Here is a 14332-nt window from a genome sequence, read left to right on the forward strand (position 1 = left end):
GCAACTTCGCCAGGAAGCCATAGCCGACGGAGCCTCCACCAGCGACCTTGCCCAGCCTCAACCGGAAACGGACATCACCTTACGAACCGCCCACTGAGAAGTGGTGTACGGGCTCCCACCTGATCCGGGTGTTTGTCCCGGTGTCGGAGTGAGTGTCCGGATACAAGAACGGCCACCGGCTGATCTTCGAGTTGTCGAAGGCTCGAAGTAGATCGGCACGATGACCGCACCCGACGTCTGCCCCTGCATGCCCTCGCGGAGGACAACCTCGCTGCGGCGAGTCCCGATCTGCTGCGCGCGATGGTCAAGACGTTCGCGGACGCGCTCATGTCCGCGGAGGCCGATGCCCTCTGCAACGCCGAAAACGGCCTGCGTGTGCCGACGCTGCAACCTGGATGCTCCCATCTCCATGGACGCAACCCACGCCTCTGCCCTGCCAGGTCTCGGCTCGACACAGGGCAGACCCCGCGATGCGGGACGGCCTGCGCACAGGACCCACAACCGTCGGTGTACGTGGTGGGCCGATCTGGTCTCGGACGGTCGGTGTGCAGCCCCCCAGCCCCGCTGTCCGTGTACGAGGGCGCTCGGCCCGGCCCATGGGCGAGCGGCTCAGCTCTGAAGATCTGCGCGGCCATCCCGGACGAGTCCCAAGTGCAGGCGTCGATCGGGGTCACCGCCATCAGCGCCCCGCCATGTTGCACGCGAGATCACCGGCTGCTGATCGTCGGGCGGCGAGCGGGCGGACGGCTCCCGCTACCCCGGACGACACCGACGTTCCTCGACTCCCCAACTCGGTCAGCTTGGGACCGAGCCGTCAGGCACTGGTCGGCCGGTCAAGATCACTTGCCAATCAGTCAAGGTCTCCTGCCCCCGAAGCGCCTTCGGGGGCCAGTCGAGCAGTGCCGTGCTTCCGCTCCGGGGCTACTTCTCGGGTCGCCCGATCTGATGCACAGTCCAGCCGGCGGTGCGCCAGCGGACGGGGTCGAGGATGGTGCGGCAGTCGATCATCAGCGGTTCGATGACGCGGCAGCGGAGGGCTTCAGGGTCGGCTTCCCGGTATTCGGGCCATTCGGTTCCCAGCACCACGGCGTGGGCGCCGTCGACCGACTGTCCCAGGTCGTTGGTGTAGTCGAGTTCGGGGTTGCGCTGCATGGCGGTCGGGACGGCCTGCGGGTCGTGCACGGTGACGTGCGCGCCTGCTTGCTGCAGCGCCTGCGCCAGCGCGAGGGCGGGGGACTCCCGGACGTCGTTCGTGCCGGGCTTGAAGGCGGCGCCCCATACGGTGACCCGGGCGTCCTTGATGGGCCGGTTGCCCAGGGCGCGAGCGGTGAGTTCCAGAGCTACGTCGGTGCGGTTCTCGTTGATCTCCTCGGCAGCGCGCAGGAGCGTGGCGGCTCGGTCCGCGCCGAGTTGCCGGGCGGAAGCGGTGAAGGCGCGGACGTCCTTGGGGAGGCAGCCGCCGCCGTAGCCGATGCCGGGCTGCATACCGCCGCTGCCGATGCGGGGGTCGATGCCGAGGATCTCTACGAGTTTGGAGATGTCCCCGCCTGCCCTCTCGCACATGTCGGCGACGCCGTTGATGAAGGAGATCTTCAGCCCGAGGAAGCTGTTGGCCGCTCCCTTGGCGAGTTCAGCGGTTGGTGGGTCGGTGACGAAGATGGGGACTCCGGCATCGAGGATGGGGGCGTAGACGGCGCGGATGGCTTTCTCGCCCTCTGCGGTGGTGAGACCTGCGATGATGCGGTCCGGGCGCAGGGTGTCCTCGACCGCGTGTCCCTCGCGCAGGAACTCCGGGTTCCACACGATGTCGACGGCTTCGCCGGCCGGGGCCAGGCGCTGGGCGAGGTTGGTGACGTGGCTGGTGGTGCCGACGGTGACCGTGCTCTTCCCGACGATCGTGCACGGCCGGTCGAGGTGGGGGGCGAGCTGGCGGATGGCGCCGTAGACCTGGCTGGTGTCGTAGGAGCGGCCGTCAGCGTCGATGGGGGTACCGACGCCGATGAAGTGCAGGTCGGCGAAGGCTGCGGCGTCGCGGATGTCGGTGGTGAACCGCAGGCGTCCGCTGGTGGTGTGGCGGGCGATCAGGTCTGGAAGGCCGGCCTCGTAGATGGGGCATTCGCCGGCGTTGAGTCGGTCGACCTTGGTCTGGTCGACGTCCACGCCGATGACTTTGTGGCCGAGCTCGGCCATCGCCGCCGCGTGCGGGATGCCGAGGTGACCACAGCCGATCACGGAAACTCGCATCTTGCTGTCCTTCTCGGTTGTTGCCGGGGGCCGCACAGGGCGTGCGGCCCCACGACGCTATCGCCCTGAAGAGGGGCCAGTTGATCGCTGACTGTGGCCTGTCACACGGTCACACCGAGGAGTTCGCACAGGCGGTCGAGGGCCGGGATCGCAGCCGCGCGGACCACGGTGTCTCCTTCGCGGGCCCCCTCGATCGGGTACTCCTTGAAGACGCCGTTCTCCATGAGCCCTTCCGGGTCCACGTAGAAGATCCGCATTCCCCTGGCGCGGGCCCGCGCCTGCACCGCACGTCGGTCGGCGTGCAGGCCGATCACCAGAAGGGATTGGGCCTCGTCGAGCAGAGGCACTGGCGGGATCTTCTGGTCGTACCGGCGGACGAACACCTCGGGCAGTCCCGCCCGCGCGGCGAGCACGTCGAAGTTGTGGGTGATGACGGGGCCGACCATGTGCCCGGCGTCGTGCAACGCCTTGAGAGCCGTGTGCGCCGGGGTAGGTTCGGCGATGAAGCACTGGGCGAACATCCGCGTCAGATCCTCCGCCTTTGTCGGCGCGTTCAGCAGAAGTTCCTCAACGAGCGTGTCGGCCTCCGGTGAGAGAGTGAACGCATGCGACTGCGTGAGGGCGTTGTCCTTGCGCGTGGTCACCCGGTACACCTCGTGCAGGTAGTGCAGCGGCGGGATGCCCGCCTCGATCGACGTGCCGCAGCCCACCTCCACCTGGAACGGCAGGAAGTCTAAGATCCCGGTGAGGTCGTTGCTGATGGTCGGGTTGCCCCGCTGCTCCTTAATGCGGATGCCGCCAGCCAGCACGTCCCAGGGCAGATTTCGCAAGGTGCGCGCCGGGCTGCTATAGCCCTCGGAGGTGAACCGCACGTCCAGCGAACGGAATCCTTCGGCGGTGTCTCGGTCGGCGCGCTCGTCCTGCGGGTGCACGTCGAATTCAGCGACGGTCACCGACAGGTCTCCGCGCTGCCAGGTGCCCGACGGCTGCGGCTTCCACCGACCGTCGCTCAGCCACATGCGGATGGACTGGACGTAGGCCTTGATCTCCTCGGCCGGCGCGGTGTGCGACACGTACAGGTACAGCTCGGACAGCACCAGTCGCGGCACCGGGAAAGTGTAGTCCAGGGCGTAGTCGTACCGGTAGTGCACGACCCGACGACGGCCGGAGTCGTCCTCGGTCCAGCCGGACTGTTCGGCGTTCGCCGGGTCCTGGGTGCGCCTCCAGATGCCTTCCTCCACGCTGCGCGGGCGCTCGTGACGGTCACCGGCGAAGTACCGGTTCCATGTCGCCACCTGCGATTCGGACAGCTGCTCTATGACGGGGTAGGGCAGGTACACGAGGGGTCCTCCTCGATTCTTTGGATGGCCTGTGATGCGCCTGAGGGCGTGGGCCGGGCGCGCGATTAGCTGCGCTGGGCCAGGGCGGTCACCGCGCTGCTGAGCGCCGAGATCAGGAAGTCGATGTCTGTGTCCGTTGATGTCAGCGGAGGGGCGACGACGAGGCCTTCGGATTTCGGGTGGCCAGTTCCGGTGAACGGGTAGAAGAGCACGCCGTGCTTCTCGGCCTCTTGCATCAGGGGCCAGAGCAGCCCTGGCGCCAGTTCCACGCCGTACAGGAAGCCGAGGCCTCGGACGTCTCGCACGACAGGCAGGTCGGTCAGGGCCTGTAGGCGTGCCCGCAGACGGTCTCCGCGTGCCTGGAAGGCGTCGGCGTCCATGGATTCCAGCTCGTCCAGGACACCGAGGCAGGCAGCCGCCTGGAGGGGGTGGGTGGCCATGGTACCCATCGCTGGCAGCGGGTCCGCGTCCTCGTGCCGGATCAGCGGTGCGATCTCGGGCGACACCAGTACCGCGCCCACGCCCGTGTACCCGGCTCCCAGACCTTTGGAGAGGATGCACAGGTCTGGTTCGGCACCGTCCCAGTGGTGGCTGGCCAGGGGCTCGCCGGTGCGCCACAGGCCGGTCAGCACTTCGTCGTGGATGACCAGGACGGATCGCTCCCGGCAGATCTCCGACACCCGCTGCAGGTACCCGGCGGGCGGCACGTAGGCGCCGCCGGTGCTCCCGTTGACAGGCTCGATCAGCACCGCCGAGACGTTCGCCGTACCCCTGCTGTCGATCGCGTGCGCGATCTCGTCGGCGCATGAGGCCTCACAGGTACGACCGTAGTGCGGGTGCGTGGGCGGGTACGGCGGGGAGAAAGCCGGGCCGAGCCCGAGTGCGTCCTCTGGACGGGGCCGGCGGGCGTGGTTCCCGGCCAGGCCGAGGGTGAGCGCGCTCATCCCGTGATAGCTGAGCTCGGACGTCAGGATGTCGCCGCGGCGCTTGCCGTCCCGGACCCTGGTGATGTTCCGGGCCAGGCCTACCGCGACCTCCACGCCGAGCGTCCCGCACGTGGTAAGGGCGACGGAGTCCTCCGGTCGCCCTACAGCGCGGCACAGGCGGTCCATCAGCTCCATCTGGATGTGGGGCTGGACGGCGGCGGCGCCACCGTAGGAGTACCTGGCGAACTGCTCCTGAATGCGGGAGAAGACCTTGGGGCTGCTCTGCCCCACGTTCGCACAGAGCAGGCCGCTCGATCCGTCGAAGATCCGGCGGCCGTCAGCCAGGTGCAGCCAGACACCGCTGGATCCCACGACCTGCCAGTCCGGCATGGGCCTGGTCGACGTCAGCAGCCGTCTGCGCCGGGTTAAGTAGTCCACGCGTGGTCCCTTCTTTCTTGCATGAATGCGGTGTGGTGGTGTCGGCCGTGCTGCAGTCGGCGGCGAAGTGGCGAGCTTCAGCGCGGTCCGCGCAGCACGATCCCGATGAGACTGTCGTCGCCGTCCAGGCCGTACGTCGTCATGTACCGCCAGCCCCGGCGCAGCCCTTCGATCTCCTCGTCACGTAGGCCCTGGTGCGCGGCCGCCGGCGGCATCCGCCTCGCCCGGTGAGTGGTGATCTGCAGTACGCCCGCAGAGGTGAGCCAGCGCCGCGCATCCGTGAGAAACCGGGCTCGATCCAGGAACTCGAAGCTGTGACGGCACGAGACGATGTCGACAGTGCCGGGCACGAGTTCGGGAGGGATGGCGTCGCTGGTGAAGTCGTGTTCGGCGAAGGTCAGCTGGTCGCCGCAGCTCTGGTGGCTGGCCCGCGCCTCCGTGAGGGCTACGGTGCTGAAGTCGTAGGCCAGGACCATCAAGCCCCACTTGGCCATGTGCGCGGCCAAGTGACCGCGGCCGGTGCCGACATCGACCGCCAGCATTCCGGACTTCACCATGGCGTAGTTGCGGAACATCTGCCGCTCGAACGCCTCGGGCTCCTTGAGTCGATACCCGGCCTCGTAGAGATGGTTCCAGTACGTCGGGCTCCGGCGACTGTGCTCGACCTGCGCCTTCGTGCTCATGCGGCCGGCTCCGGGTCGTTCATGCCGCCACGCACGGGGCACAGACGGGCGAGGCGGAAACGGTCGGCGCCCGCGACGTCACCAGCCGGGACGCCGAACAGGTCTACGTCACCGGACGGGGTGGGTGCGGCTTCATGTATGCCGCGCAGCGCGGCGCCAGGTTCCCGGGCGGGCAGCTCTGCCATGGGCTTTCCTCTCAGTGGTGGTCTGTGTAAAGCAGCGCGGAGACGACGGCGGCGGAGACGGATACGACGTACAAGACCTGCGCGAGGATCTGCCGCCAGCCGATCTGCCGCTCTTCAAGCCAGCGGCCTAACTTCCTTCAAGGGACGGCCTCATCGATGACGAGAAGCAGCAGCGCCGGCCGGTCGCTGAGCCAGCGAAGCTCTTCTTCGTACTCGTCGTCGCGGACGCTGACTGTCTCGCGGTTCAGGACCGCGATGCCCTCGGCGAATCCGGTGCCGACGAGCCTCCGGGCCTCCAGCCAACCGGGCCGGGCAAGCGGTGCGTGCAGGGCGGGGACGTCGGTCAGCTCGTACACCACGTCGTAGCCGTGCTGCGTGACGAGGTGGCGTACCGAGGCCATGGTGTGATCGGCCCGCCCGCCGGCCTCGGTGAGCGCGTAGGCGATGAGGCGCCGCTTCCGGCGCACGGGCCTCTCTATGGCGATCGCGTTGTTCTGCTCGCGTCGCCGCTTCAAGTACAGGCCTCGATTCGCGGCCGGCCGCACGGTGCGGCCGCGCATCCACTCCTCTACCTCGTTGTCCGGATCCATCCAGGACGTCTGTGCCGTACTCGGCGACATGGGAGCCTCCGTCTGGTCTGAATGGGGGGAACGCACGCGGGCCGCCGCCCAGGGGAATGTTCGGCACGACGGCGGCCCGCCTCAGGGGAGTCAGTGGTGCTCGCCAGGCCGGCCAGTGGGGAAGCAGGCAGACCCGGGCCTCGGTCACAACCCGCAGTCGGATGAGCCGTTTCCGTGGCACAACAAGGCTGTCTCATGTGAGAGTTGGCGTGCAACACGAAGTGAAGACTTCACTTGGAATGGCATATGCAAGCAACGGTGCACACGGCTTTGCAGAGGAGACTGGAGCTGGAAGACTCGGGACTCTCGCCCGATCAGGCCGGACTCTCGATGGATTCCCCTGGACTCTCAACCACGTTGAGGGGGCTCCCGACTGAGCCGGTGGCACTACGGGCAGGATCGACTGGACTCACAGACGCAGGAGGCAGGCACGTGGCGGCTCCGACTGGACCGACGGTCAGGCGCGTGCAGCTCGGACGTGAGCTGGAACGGCTACGTCTGCAGGCTGGCTTCAAGACTGAGAAAGAAGCCGTCAAGGACCTGAACGTCAGTATCAGCTCCTCACAGCTCTACCGGGTCGAGAGAGGAACGTCGGCACTCCGCCGCGCCTCCGACCTGGAGGCCCTGCTGAACCACTACGGCATCGACAATCAGGAGGACATCGACTTCCTCGTCGGCATCCACCGCGACGGCCTGAACCGCGGCTGGTGGTCGACGTACGCTCGCACCATGCCGTCCGGCATGGCCATGTACATCGGCCTCGAGGACGGGGCCAAGGCCATAAAGGCGTGGCAGCCCGACGTCGTCTTCGGGCTTCTGCAGACGAGAGACTACGCGCGAGCTGTCTTCGAGGCTGGGAAGCCGGTCGAAGAGCGGACGACGGAGTTCGTTGAGCGCGGCATCGCCCTCCGCATGGAGCGCCAAGAGATCCTGACCCGCGACAACCCCGTAGAGATCCGGGCCATTTTGGACGAGGCTGTCCTACGCAGGGTGATGGGCAGCCGCGAGATCATGCGAGGCCAGATCGAGCATCTGCTTGAACTCGCCGCGCTGGCCAACGTCGCCATCCACATCCTGCCGCTCTCCAGCCCCACCTACCGAGCGCACTTCGACTTCGCACTGCTGGAGTTCGCCGACCACATCCCGACCGTCGTTCAGATGGACACCTACGACGGTGCTTCCAACCTCACCGACAAAGACACTGAGGTCTGGATGTTCTCCCGCAGGCTCGATGCCCTGAGGGATGGCGCTCTGCCACTCGCAGATACGCCGAAGTTCCTGCACCAACTAGCCCGAGAGATTTGAGACATGGCCCTCAACGCCCGAGACCTCGCCCCCGAAGACGACTACTTCGTTTCCTCCTACAGCGGCAACGGCAACAACTGCATCAAGGTGGCCCCTCCGGCTGCCACGCGCGCCCACGTGGCCGTGTGTGACTCAAAGCAGGAAAACGGGCCGGCGTTTGCCGTCCACCCCGAGGCATGGAAGGCGTTCATCACCTTCGTCGCCTGATCTGCACCACCCGCATGACCGAGGCCCCGCGTGCACCGGCGGATTCCAGGGGCCGTTGCAGCACGAGTGATCAACTGGTTGTGGCCAGGAGCTTAGCGAGGCGCTCGGCTGGGGTTTCCCAGCCGAGCGTTTTGCGGGGGCGGCCGTTCAGTTCGGCGGCTACCCCCCCCCCCCCCCCAGGCTGGCGCGGGTGTGGACGGACAGGTCGGTGCTCTTGGAGAAGTACTGCCGCAGCAGGCCCCTGGTGTTCTCGTTGGAGCCGCGTTGCCAGGGGCCGGCTGGGTCGCAGAAGTAGACCGGGACGTCGGTGGCGACGGTGAAGGAGCCGTGGGCGGCCATCTCAGCGCCCTGGTCCCAGGTCAGGGACTGCACCAGGTGAGCGGGCAGTGTCTGAACGGTTTCCACGAGCGCGTCGCGAACGTGTTCGGCGGTGCGGCGGCCGTGCCCCGGCGGTCGTCCTGTCGATCTCGCTGCCGTACATGCGCTCCAGGGTGGAGCAGTGAACGACCGTCTGGATGCGGGTGTGATCGACGTACTGCTGCTCGGCGCGCTCCATCGCCTGCAGGACACGGCGGATCCGATCCTCGTGCCGGAGTATCCAGTGCCGTGAGCCGGGGAATGCCACGCCAGCCACCGACGTGGCGACGGCGCGCATGCGACCGGTCACCCGCAAGATGGAATGTCGTGGACGGCCCCCGACCAAAGCGCATTGATGGGGGCCACCCGAGCCCCTGCCGTCATGCCAGAAGCAGGGCAGTGCAACGCTAGCGTCAGGAGCGTGGTCCGGCCCGTCCTGAGGGGCCGGACGCGTAGCGGTTACCTGAGCTCGACGGAGTACAAGGCGCCGGGGAACTCCCATCCGTCGGTGCCTTCGCCAATGTCCGCCACGATCACGTCGTCGATGAAGTGGTCTTCGAAGTCGTCGTCGGTGAGATCCCCGGCCAGCCAGAGTCCCTCGATCTCGTCCCAGTTGCCCCTGCTGCCGTCAAAACGCAGAGGTGCGGCCCGTCGGTTGCAGCGTTCGCGTTCGTCCTCGCCCGTCTTGACGATGCCGCCTTGTGCGCGAGCTCGTCCCGTCCTTCAAGGCCTACCCAGGTGCCCAGGGCGTCGGCGAGTTGCTGGACCAGGCTGCTGCGTAAACCGCTCGCGGATCGGCGCAAGGCCGCCGTGCCGGTCACCGGGGCGCCTCCCCTCGGGGCGCCTCCCCTCGGGGCGCCGCCCTGGCATCCATACGGGCCCGGCGGCGGTTGATCGCGTCCATGGCCCGCACGCTGCCCTCGCCGCACTGGATGCGGTCGGCATACTCGTCCCAGTCCGCTGCCGTCCAGCTGCCCAGGGCAGCCGGGAACTCCTCGCCGCCGCTCACTTGGCTGCCTCCAGGGCCGGGACGCCGTACATGGCCGCGCACGGAGTACAGGCGAACAGGCGCACGCCGACCGCGCGCAGTATCCGAACCGGGAACCGACGGTCGGGGGTGCCGCTGCACCAGCAGCATGAGGCGCCCTGCCGCTGTCGGTCGCTCAGCTTCTCGAAGTGGATCGTGGGGGCGTCCAGTCCGTCGGCGGGTGGTTGGGGGGCTGCGCGTCGTCATCGTCGTCGCCTCAGCGGTCGCGGAAGTGGTCGGGGCGCGGGCCGTCTCCACGGGGTGGGAGACGGTCCGCGCCGGTCGCCTTGCGCCTGGGCCGGGAGGTTGCGGATCGCGGGCCGGGAACCGTGGCGACGTCGATGACGGTAGGGAGAGAGGGAATTCGGGCTCAACGAAGTTGCGGAAAATTGCGCGGGTTCACCCGAAGTCGCTGATGGCCGACTCAATCAGCTGGCGGGCGGGGGTGCCGTGGACGGCCATCTGTCCCAACTCGCGGGAGGCCTTGAGGTAGTCGGTGATGTCCCGGGGTTGGCGAATGTTGATTTCGGCCGTCAAGGTCTCGACCACTGCGTGCCGGTCATCGAAGACATAGAAGGCTTCGAGGGGCCATATGGCGCGCTGTGTGGTGAACGGGATCACGCCGAGCGAGACAGAGGGGAGCGGCATCATGTCAAGGAGGTGCCGGAGTTGCCCGGCCATGGTTTCGGCATCGCCGATACGGGCGCGCAGAACCCACTCTTCGAGGAGGACGATGAAGCGACGGTTGCCCTCGTACAGGAACCGGCTGCGGGCCACGCGTGCGGCCACGGCTTCGGCTACGTCGTCTGGGGTGCCCTGGAAGCGGGTGATAGACCGCATCAACGCGGCTGCGTAGTCCGGGGTTTGGAAGAACCCGGGCACGGCGTTGGAGGCATACACTCGGCACACGGCGGCCCGCTCGTGCAGGGTGTAGAAGTCCTCTTGCACCCGACGCATCCCGTTGCGGTGCAGGCGCCGCCATTCCATGTACATGGAGTCGACCGCGCGGGCGGTGGCGATCAGGTCTGCGGCCTGGTCATCGGCGCCGCAGGCCGCGCACCATCCGCGGTATCGGCGTCGGTGGGGGCGGCTTCGCCTTTTTGGATGCGGGTGGTCTTCGCGGGATGCCAGCCGCACAGGGCGGAAAGTTCCTTGCTCGTGAGACCGGCATCCTTGCGAAGGTGTGCCAGGCGCACCGCGAGCGCTTCACGGGCCGCCTGGGCGCTGGAGGAGGGTGAGGCGGGCATGGTCGTGCAGTCTGCCCCCGGTCAGACCGTGAACGTCTCGTGAGGGATGCCCCGCTCCCGCACCGCCTCGAACGCGTCGCTGACCATCTTCACCACGGCGGGATCATCGTTGAACGCGTGTCCGGCCCAGTCACCATCGCCGGTGAACCAGTGGAACAGGACCCGTTCGCCGTCGATCAGCCACAGGTCATTTCCCGGGAGGGCGATGTCGGATGCCAGCCGGCGGGGAAGCCAGCGGACGGCTTCGCCGACTGCGATGTTGACCGCCGTCAGGGCGTGTTCCCACCGGATGTAGTCGGTGACCGGCTCGGAGACGATCCGGGCCCGGCGCATCACCACGCCACGACTGACTGTCTCGCGCACGAGCGGGGTCCAGCCCTGCCAAAACGCGGAGTCGGCATCGAGGTTCACGGCGCCGGTCCGCTTGAACTCCTCGAACGCTGCCATCTCGTTGCCCACGCTGTAGACGTCGCGCATCTCCAGGTGCACGGCGGTGTGTTGGGCGGATCGCAGCAGCTCAGCGAAGTCCGGCTCGTTCTGCAGCATCGCACGCCTCCCTGAGAATCGGCACCATCCGCGCCGGGATGCGGACGACCGCCTCGTGGTCGGGGATGCCGGTGTCATGGCCCGGCACCCATTCCGTCTCGCTGATCTCCGCTGACAGAGGCGCGTCCGCCTTCCACCCCTGGATCACGAGTTCCTGGTTCTCTTGGTCGACCCACACGGTCGGCGAGCCACCGCCAGTGGTGTTTGGGTCGTGGTCACATCCGACGGTCCGCCGGTGCAGCCGCATGCGCCCTCCCGGCCGGCCGACGCATCGGCAACAAGGCACGAGCGGCCGGTTGGTCTGTGGGTCAGGCCGGCCGGAAGAGCGCCTGCAGATCCTCGCAGTTGGTCTGAGGCCGCCAGGGCCGTGTCCAGCGAGGGCTGATGCCCAGCTCACGGCACGTGTTCCGCCAGGTGTTCTTGCTGTAGGCCCAGGCGTTGTCGGTCAGGACACGTTCGACGGTGATGCCCTGGACGGCGAACCAGGCGGTGGCCCGCTGGAGGAACGCAGCGCAGGTCGGAGCGGTCTCGTCGGGGAGGTCTTCGGTGTAGGCCAGGCGGGAGTGGTCGGCCCAGCGTGCGGCGGTGGTGTGGCTGACCTGGAAGCGTTCCGCGGCCCGACGCAGCGGCCAGCCGTCGTCCACGACACACCGGGCCAGACGCAGCGTGCCGGTCGGCGTCAGCGGGGCATTACGGTGGGACACGAGGGCCTCCTGAGTTCCGGTCGTAGATGTCGCAATCCACACCAAATCCAGAAGGCCCTCACCTGTTCAAGCACCCAGCCCGCGTGTCACCAACGTCCCGGGACAGCACATCTAGGCAGCACTGCGACGATCACGCCGGCGTTGCTCAGAAGCTGTGTTCCCTGGGCCAGCCAGCATTGGTCACCGCCTACGTGGACCTCGCTAGTCCCGGCAGGCACCTCGTCTTCAAGTCGGTGGTGCACACCTTCGTCGGCAAGGCCATCGGCTACACCCCAGCCAACGCCGACGTCCTCTACCGCAACGCGATCCCTCCGCAGCACATCGAGTCCATCGCCTTCCCCGGCGATGCCGCCTACGACCGGCTTCCGGGACTCCCCACCGCCTGATTGATCACACCGGCACCGGCACGGTTGGACGTCCAGCTTGTCCCCTGGACAGACAGGAGACAGCGTCACCAGGAATAGGGACATCAGTATCGCGATCCCAAGAGGATCCCGGCGAATGCTCCGGCCAGGAGGAATGGGCCGAAGGGGATCGCCGACTTACGCCCGGCCCGACGCGCGAGGATGAGGCCGACACCGTACAGCGCACCCAACAGGTACCCGGCGAACGTGCCGATCAGCAGGATTCCCCAGCCGTACCAGCCCAGAACGGCACCGAGTGCCGGGGCGAGTTTCACATCGCCGAAGCCGAAGCCCCTGGGGTTGATCAGAAACAACACGAAGTAGCACGCGCCGAGCGTGAGGGAGCCGAGAAGCGCGGTCCGCCAGCTACCGCCAGCACCCGGCAGCAGCGCGGCCCCTCCGAGCCCGATGAGCGCCGACGCCGCGAACGGCAGGGTCACCACGTCGGGAAGCCGGTGCACCGCGAAGTCGACAGTCGCAAGCAGCGCGGCGATCGGGGCGAGCAGCAGCCACACCAGCAGCTCGGGGCGGGCCCCGGTGGCGGCCGCCAGTAGGGCGCAGACCACGATCATCACCAACGCGATGATGGGCGTTCGCGGCCCGAACGTGTCCCCGTCCGCGCAGCGGGCCCGCCCCAGCCACCCATCCCCGATCCCGGCGAGGGGATGTCCTGCCGGGCAGGCCGTACGCCAGGGCTCCTCCGGCATCACGGAGAGCCGATACGCAGCGCGCGGTATGAGCAGGCCCGTGCCGGCGCCCCACAGGACGGCCGCCGTGATCATCCAGAACGTCTCCACCGAACGGAGCCTAAACTCAGCTCCGTTCGGACGTTGAGGACGGCCCATACTGTGAGGAGCACCTGAACGCTGTGGCCCACTTGTTCAGCACGGCTGGCACTACTGACCTTCAAAGCGTGGTGTCGTAGGGCTGGCACCTCATGATCCCTGCGGTATGCCGACCGCATGAGGTATGCGCAAGGGGGCGGGCTGACAAACGAACGGCGGGCCTTCCGCGAGACGTTGAGGATTGAGGCGGCCGAGCGGTTCGTCCAGGGCGACGAGAATGCGCTCATTGCTCACGACCTGCGGGTCAGCATCCGGTCGGTACAGCGTTGGCGCAAGGCTTGGTTGCAGGGCGGATCGAGAGCTCTGGCCTCGAAGGGCCCGGCATCGCTGCCGCTGCTCAGCGACGAACTGTTCGCCGTGCTGGAGCGTGAGCTGGCCAAGGGGCCGGTGGCGCATGGGTGGCCGGACCAGACCTGGACCCTGTCGCGGATCAAGACGCTGATCGGGCGACGCTTCCACAAGAGCTACACCGTGCAAGGGGTGGCTGCCCTGCTCAAGCGGCACGGCTGGAGCTGCCAGGTTCCTGCCCGGCGGGCGATCGAACGGGACGAGAACCTGGTGGCCAGCTGGGTGAAGGAGACCTGGCCCCAGGTGGAAGGACCGTGGCGGCGCTCGACGCCTGGCTCGTCTTCGAGGACGAAGCCGGATTCTCGATGACGCCGCCGACCACCCGCACCTGGTCCCGCCGCGGCCACACACCCATGGTCCGCGTCCGGGGTCGTTCCCGCCGCCGCTTATCTATGGCCGCCCTGGCCTGCTACAAGACCGGCGAATCCTCACGGCTGATCTACCGGCCCTGCCCGGACGCCCGGCCCGATGGGCGCAAAAGCTTCTCCTGGAAGGACTACCGCGACCTGATCCAGACCGCCCACCAGCAGCTTGGCGGCCCGATCGTGCTGGTATGGGACAACCTCAACACCCACCTGACCGCCGGCATGCGCCGATACATCGCAGACCGCGACTGGCTCACCGTCTACCGACTGCCGCCCTACGCACCCGACCTCAACCCGGTCGAGGGCATCTGGTCGATCCTGCGACGCACCACCACAGCCAACCGCACGTTCGCCGACCCCGACGACTTGATCACCGCAGTCCGGCGCGGCCTACGCCAGCTCCAGTACCGCCACGACGTCCTCGACGGCTGCCTCACCGGCACCGGCGGGAGTGTCCAATAGACGGCGGATCCGATGATCAAGGAGACGCCTGAAATGAGCGAGACCATCAGCGAGCACGAGACGGTGGAGGAGCCGGTCG

At 67.7% G+C, this 14332-nt stretch carries 14 protein-coding genes and 4 pseudogenes; 5 read left to right on the forward strand and 13 right to left on the reverse strand.

Translation table 11 applies throughout. From position 1 onward, the window contains the following. Positions 1-220: 220 nt before the first annotated feature. Positions 221-375: pseudogene (locus ACZ7FF_RS43770) on the forward strand (IS256 family transposase); the annotation flags it as partial. A gap of 546 nt (positions 376-921) precedes the next feature. On the opposite strand, the gene ACZ7FF_RS43775 reads toward ACZ7FF_RS43770, so the two are convergent. The 6 genes from ACZ7FF_RS43775 to ACZ7FF_RS43800 all read right to left on the reverse strand — a co-directional run bounded on the left by ACZ7FF_RS43775 (position 922) and on the right by ACZ7FF_RS43800 (position 6436). Further along, the gene (locus ACZ7FF_RS43775; RefSeq protein ID WP_470820211.1) at positions 922-2244 is read right to left on the reverse strand and encodes a UDP-glucose dehydrogenase family protein; all 1323 of its coding nucleotides are present in this window, start codon (positions 2242-2244) and stop codon (positions 922-924) included. A gap of 101 nt (positions 2245-2345) precedes the next feature. After that, positions 2346-3584: a hypothetical protein gene (locus ACZ7FF_RS43780; protein WP_470820212.1), complete on the reverse strand. Its 1239-nt coding sequence runs from the start codon at positions 3582-3584 to the stop codon at positions 2346-2348. 65 nt (positions 3585-3649) lie between these two features. Continuing rightward, positions 3650-4948, reverse strand: a complete 1299-nt coding sequence (locus ACZ7FF_RS43785) for a class-III pyridoxal-phosphate-dependent aminotransferase (RefSeq protein WP_470820214.1) — start codon at positions 4946-4948, stop codon at positions 3650-3652. A gap of 77 nt (positions 4949-5025) precedes the next feature. Further along, entirely contained in the window at positions 5026-5631 is a 606-nt protein-coding gene (locus ACZ7FF_RS43790; protein WP_470820215.1) for a class I SAM-dependent methyltransferase, read from the reverse strand. Beyond that, the gene (locus ACZ7FF_RS43795) at positions 5628-5816 is read right to left on the reverse strand and encodes a hypothetical protein (RefSeq protein ID WP_470820216.1); all 189 of its coding nucleotides are present in this window, start codon (positions 5814-5816) and stop codon (positions 5628-5630) included. Before ACZ7FF_RS43795 ends, ACZ7FF_RS43790 begins: the two co-directional genes overlap by 4 nt. A gap of 137 nt (positions 5817-5953) precedes the next feature. Continuing rightward, positions 5954-6436 carry a hypothetical protein gene (locus tag ACZ7FF_RS43800; RefSeq protein ID WP_470820217.1) on the reverse strand — a complete coding sequence of 161 codons (483 nt, stop codon included), beginning with the start codon at positions 6434-6436 and terminating at the stop codon, positions 5954-5956. A gap of 465 nt (positions 6437-6901) precedes the next feature. On the opposite strand from ACZ7FF_RS43800, the gene ACZ7FF_RS43805 reads away from it, so the two are divergent. Both ACZ7FF_RS43805 and ACZ7FF_RS43810 read left to right on the forward strand, forming a co-directional pair. After that, the gene (locus tag ACZ7FF_RS43805) at positions 6902-7741 is read left to right on the forward strand and encodes a helix-turn-helix domain-containing protein (protein WP_470820218.1); all 840 of its coding nucleotides are present in this window, start codon (positions 6902-6904) and stop codon (positions 7739-7741) included. 3 nt (positions 7742-7744) lie between these two features. Further along, positions 7745-7948, forward strand: a complete 204-nt coding sequence (locus tag ACZ7FF_RS43810; RefSeq protein ID WP_470820220.1) for a DUF397 domain-containing protein — start codon at positions 7745-7747, stop codon at positions 7946-7948. Between the two features lie 70 nt (positions 7949-8018). Here ACZ7FF_RS43810 and ACZ7FF_RS43815 read toward each other — a convergent pair. The 6 genes and pseudogenes from ACZ7FF_RS43815 to ACZ7FF_RS43840 all read right to left on the reverse strand — a co-directional run. Next, positions 8019-8383 (reverse strand): annotated as a pseudogene (locus tag ACZ7FF_RS43815) (IS30 family transposase); the annotation flags it as partial. A gap of 739 nt (positions 8384-9122) precedes the next feature. Beyond that, a complete protein-coding gene (locus ACZ7FF_RS43820; protein ID WP_470820222.1) occupies positions 9123-9314 on the reverse strand; it encodes a hypothetical protein in 192 nt (63 codons plus the stop codon). Positions 9315-9731: 417 nt separating this feature from the next. Then, a pseudogene (locus tag ACZ7FF_RS43825) lies at positions 9732-10579 on the reverse strand (helix-turn-helix domain-containing protein). A gap of 21 nt (positions 10580-10600) precedes the next feature. Then, positions 10601-11125, reverse strand: coding sequence for a DUF6879 family protein (locus tag ACZ7FF_RS43830; RefSeq protein WP_470820224.1), 525 nt, complete (start codon positions 11123-11125; stop codon positions 10601-10603). After that, the gene (locus ACZ7FF_RS43835) at positions 11097-11372 is read right to left on the reverse strand and encodes a hypothetical protein (protein WP_470820226.1); all 276 of its coding nucleotides are present in this window, start codon (positions 11370-11372) and stop codon (positions 11097-11099) included. Before ACZ7FF_RS43835 ends, ACZ7FF_RS43830 begins: the two co-directional genes overlap by 29 nt. A gap of 97 nt (positions 11373-11469) precedes the next feature. Further along, positions 11470-11829 (reverse strand): annotated as a pseudogene (locus ACZ7FF_RS43840) (DDE-type integrase/transposase/recombinase); the annotation flags it as partial. A 191-nt stretch (positions 11830-12020) separates the two neighbouring features. On the opposite strand from ACZ7FF_RS43840, the gene ACZ7FF_RS43845 reads away from it, so the two are divergent. Continuing rightward, on the forward strand, positions 12021-12215 hold the full coding sequence (locus ACZ7FF_RS43845; protein ID WP_470820227.1) for a hypothetical protein: 195 nt from the start codon (positions 12021-12023) through the stop codon (positions 12213-12215). An 83-nt stretch (positions 12216-12298) separates the two neighbouring features. Here the strand turns inward: ACZ7FF_RS43845 and ACZ7FF_RS43850 are convergent, their stop codons facing one another. Continuing rightward, complete coding sequence (locus ACZ7FF_RS43850; protein ID WP_470820229.1) at positions 12299-13015, reverse strand: prepilin peptidase; 717 nt, start codon at positions 13013-13015, stop codon at positions 12299-12301. Between the two features lie 180 nt (positions 13016-13195). Here ACZ7FF_RS43850 and ACZ7FF_RS43855 point away from each other — a divergent pair. Next, positions 13196-14253, forward strand: a protein-coding gene (locus ACZ7FF_RS43855) for an IS630 family transposase (RefSeq protein WP_470820228.1) whose coding sequence is annotated in 2 segments (ribosomal slippage) — positions 13196-13639 and positions 13642-14253 — 1056 coding nt in all. Because the reading frame shifts where the segments join, the coding sequence is not laid out codon by codon here. Positions 14254-14332 lie beyond the last annotated feature (79 nt).

The organism is Streptomyces sp. NPDC037126, from assembly GCF_055605965.1.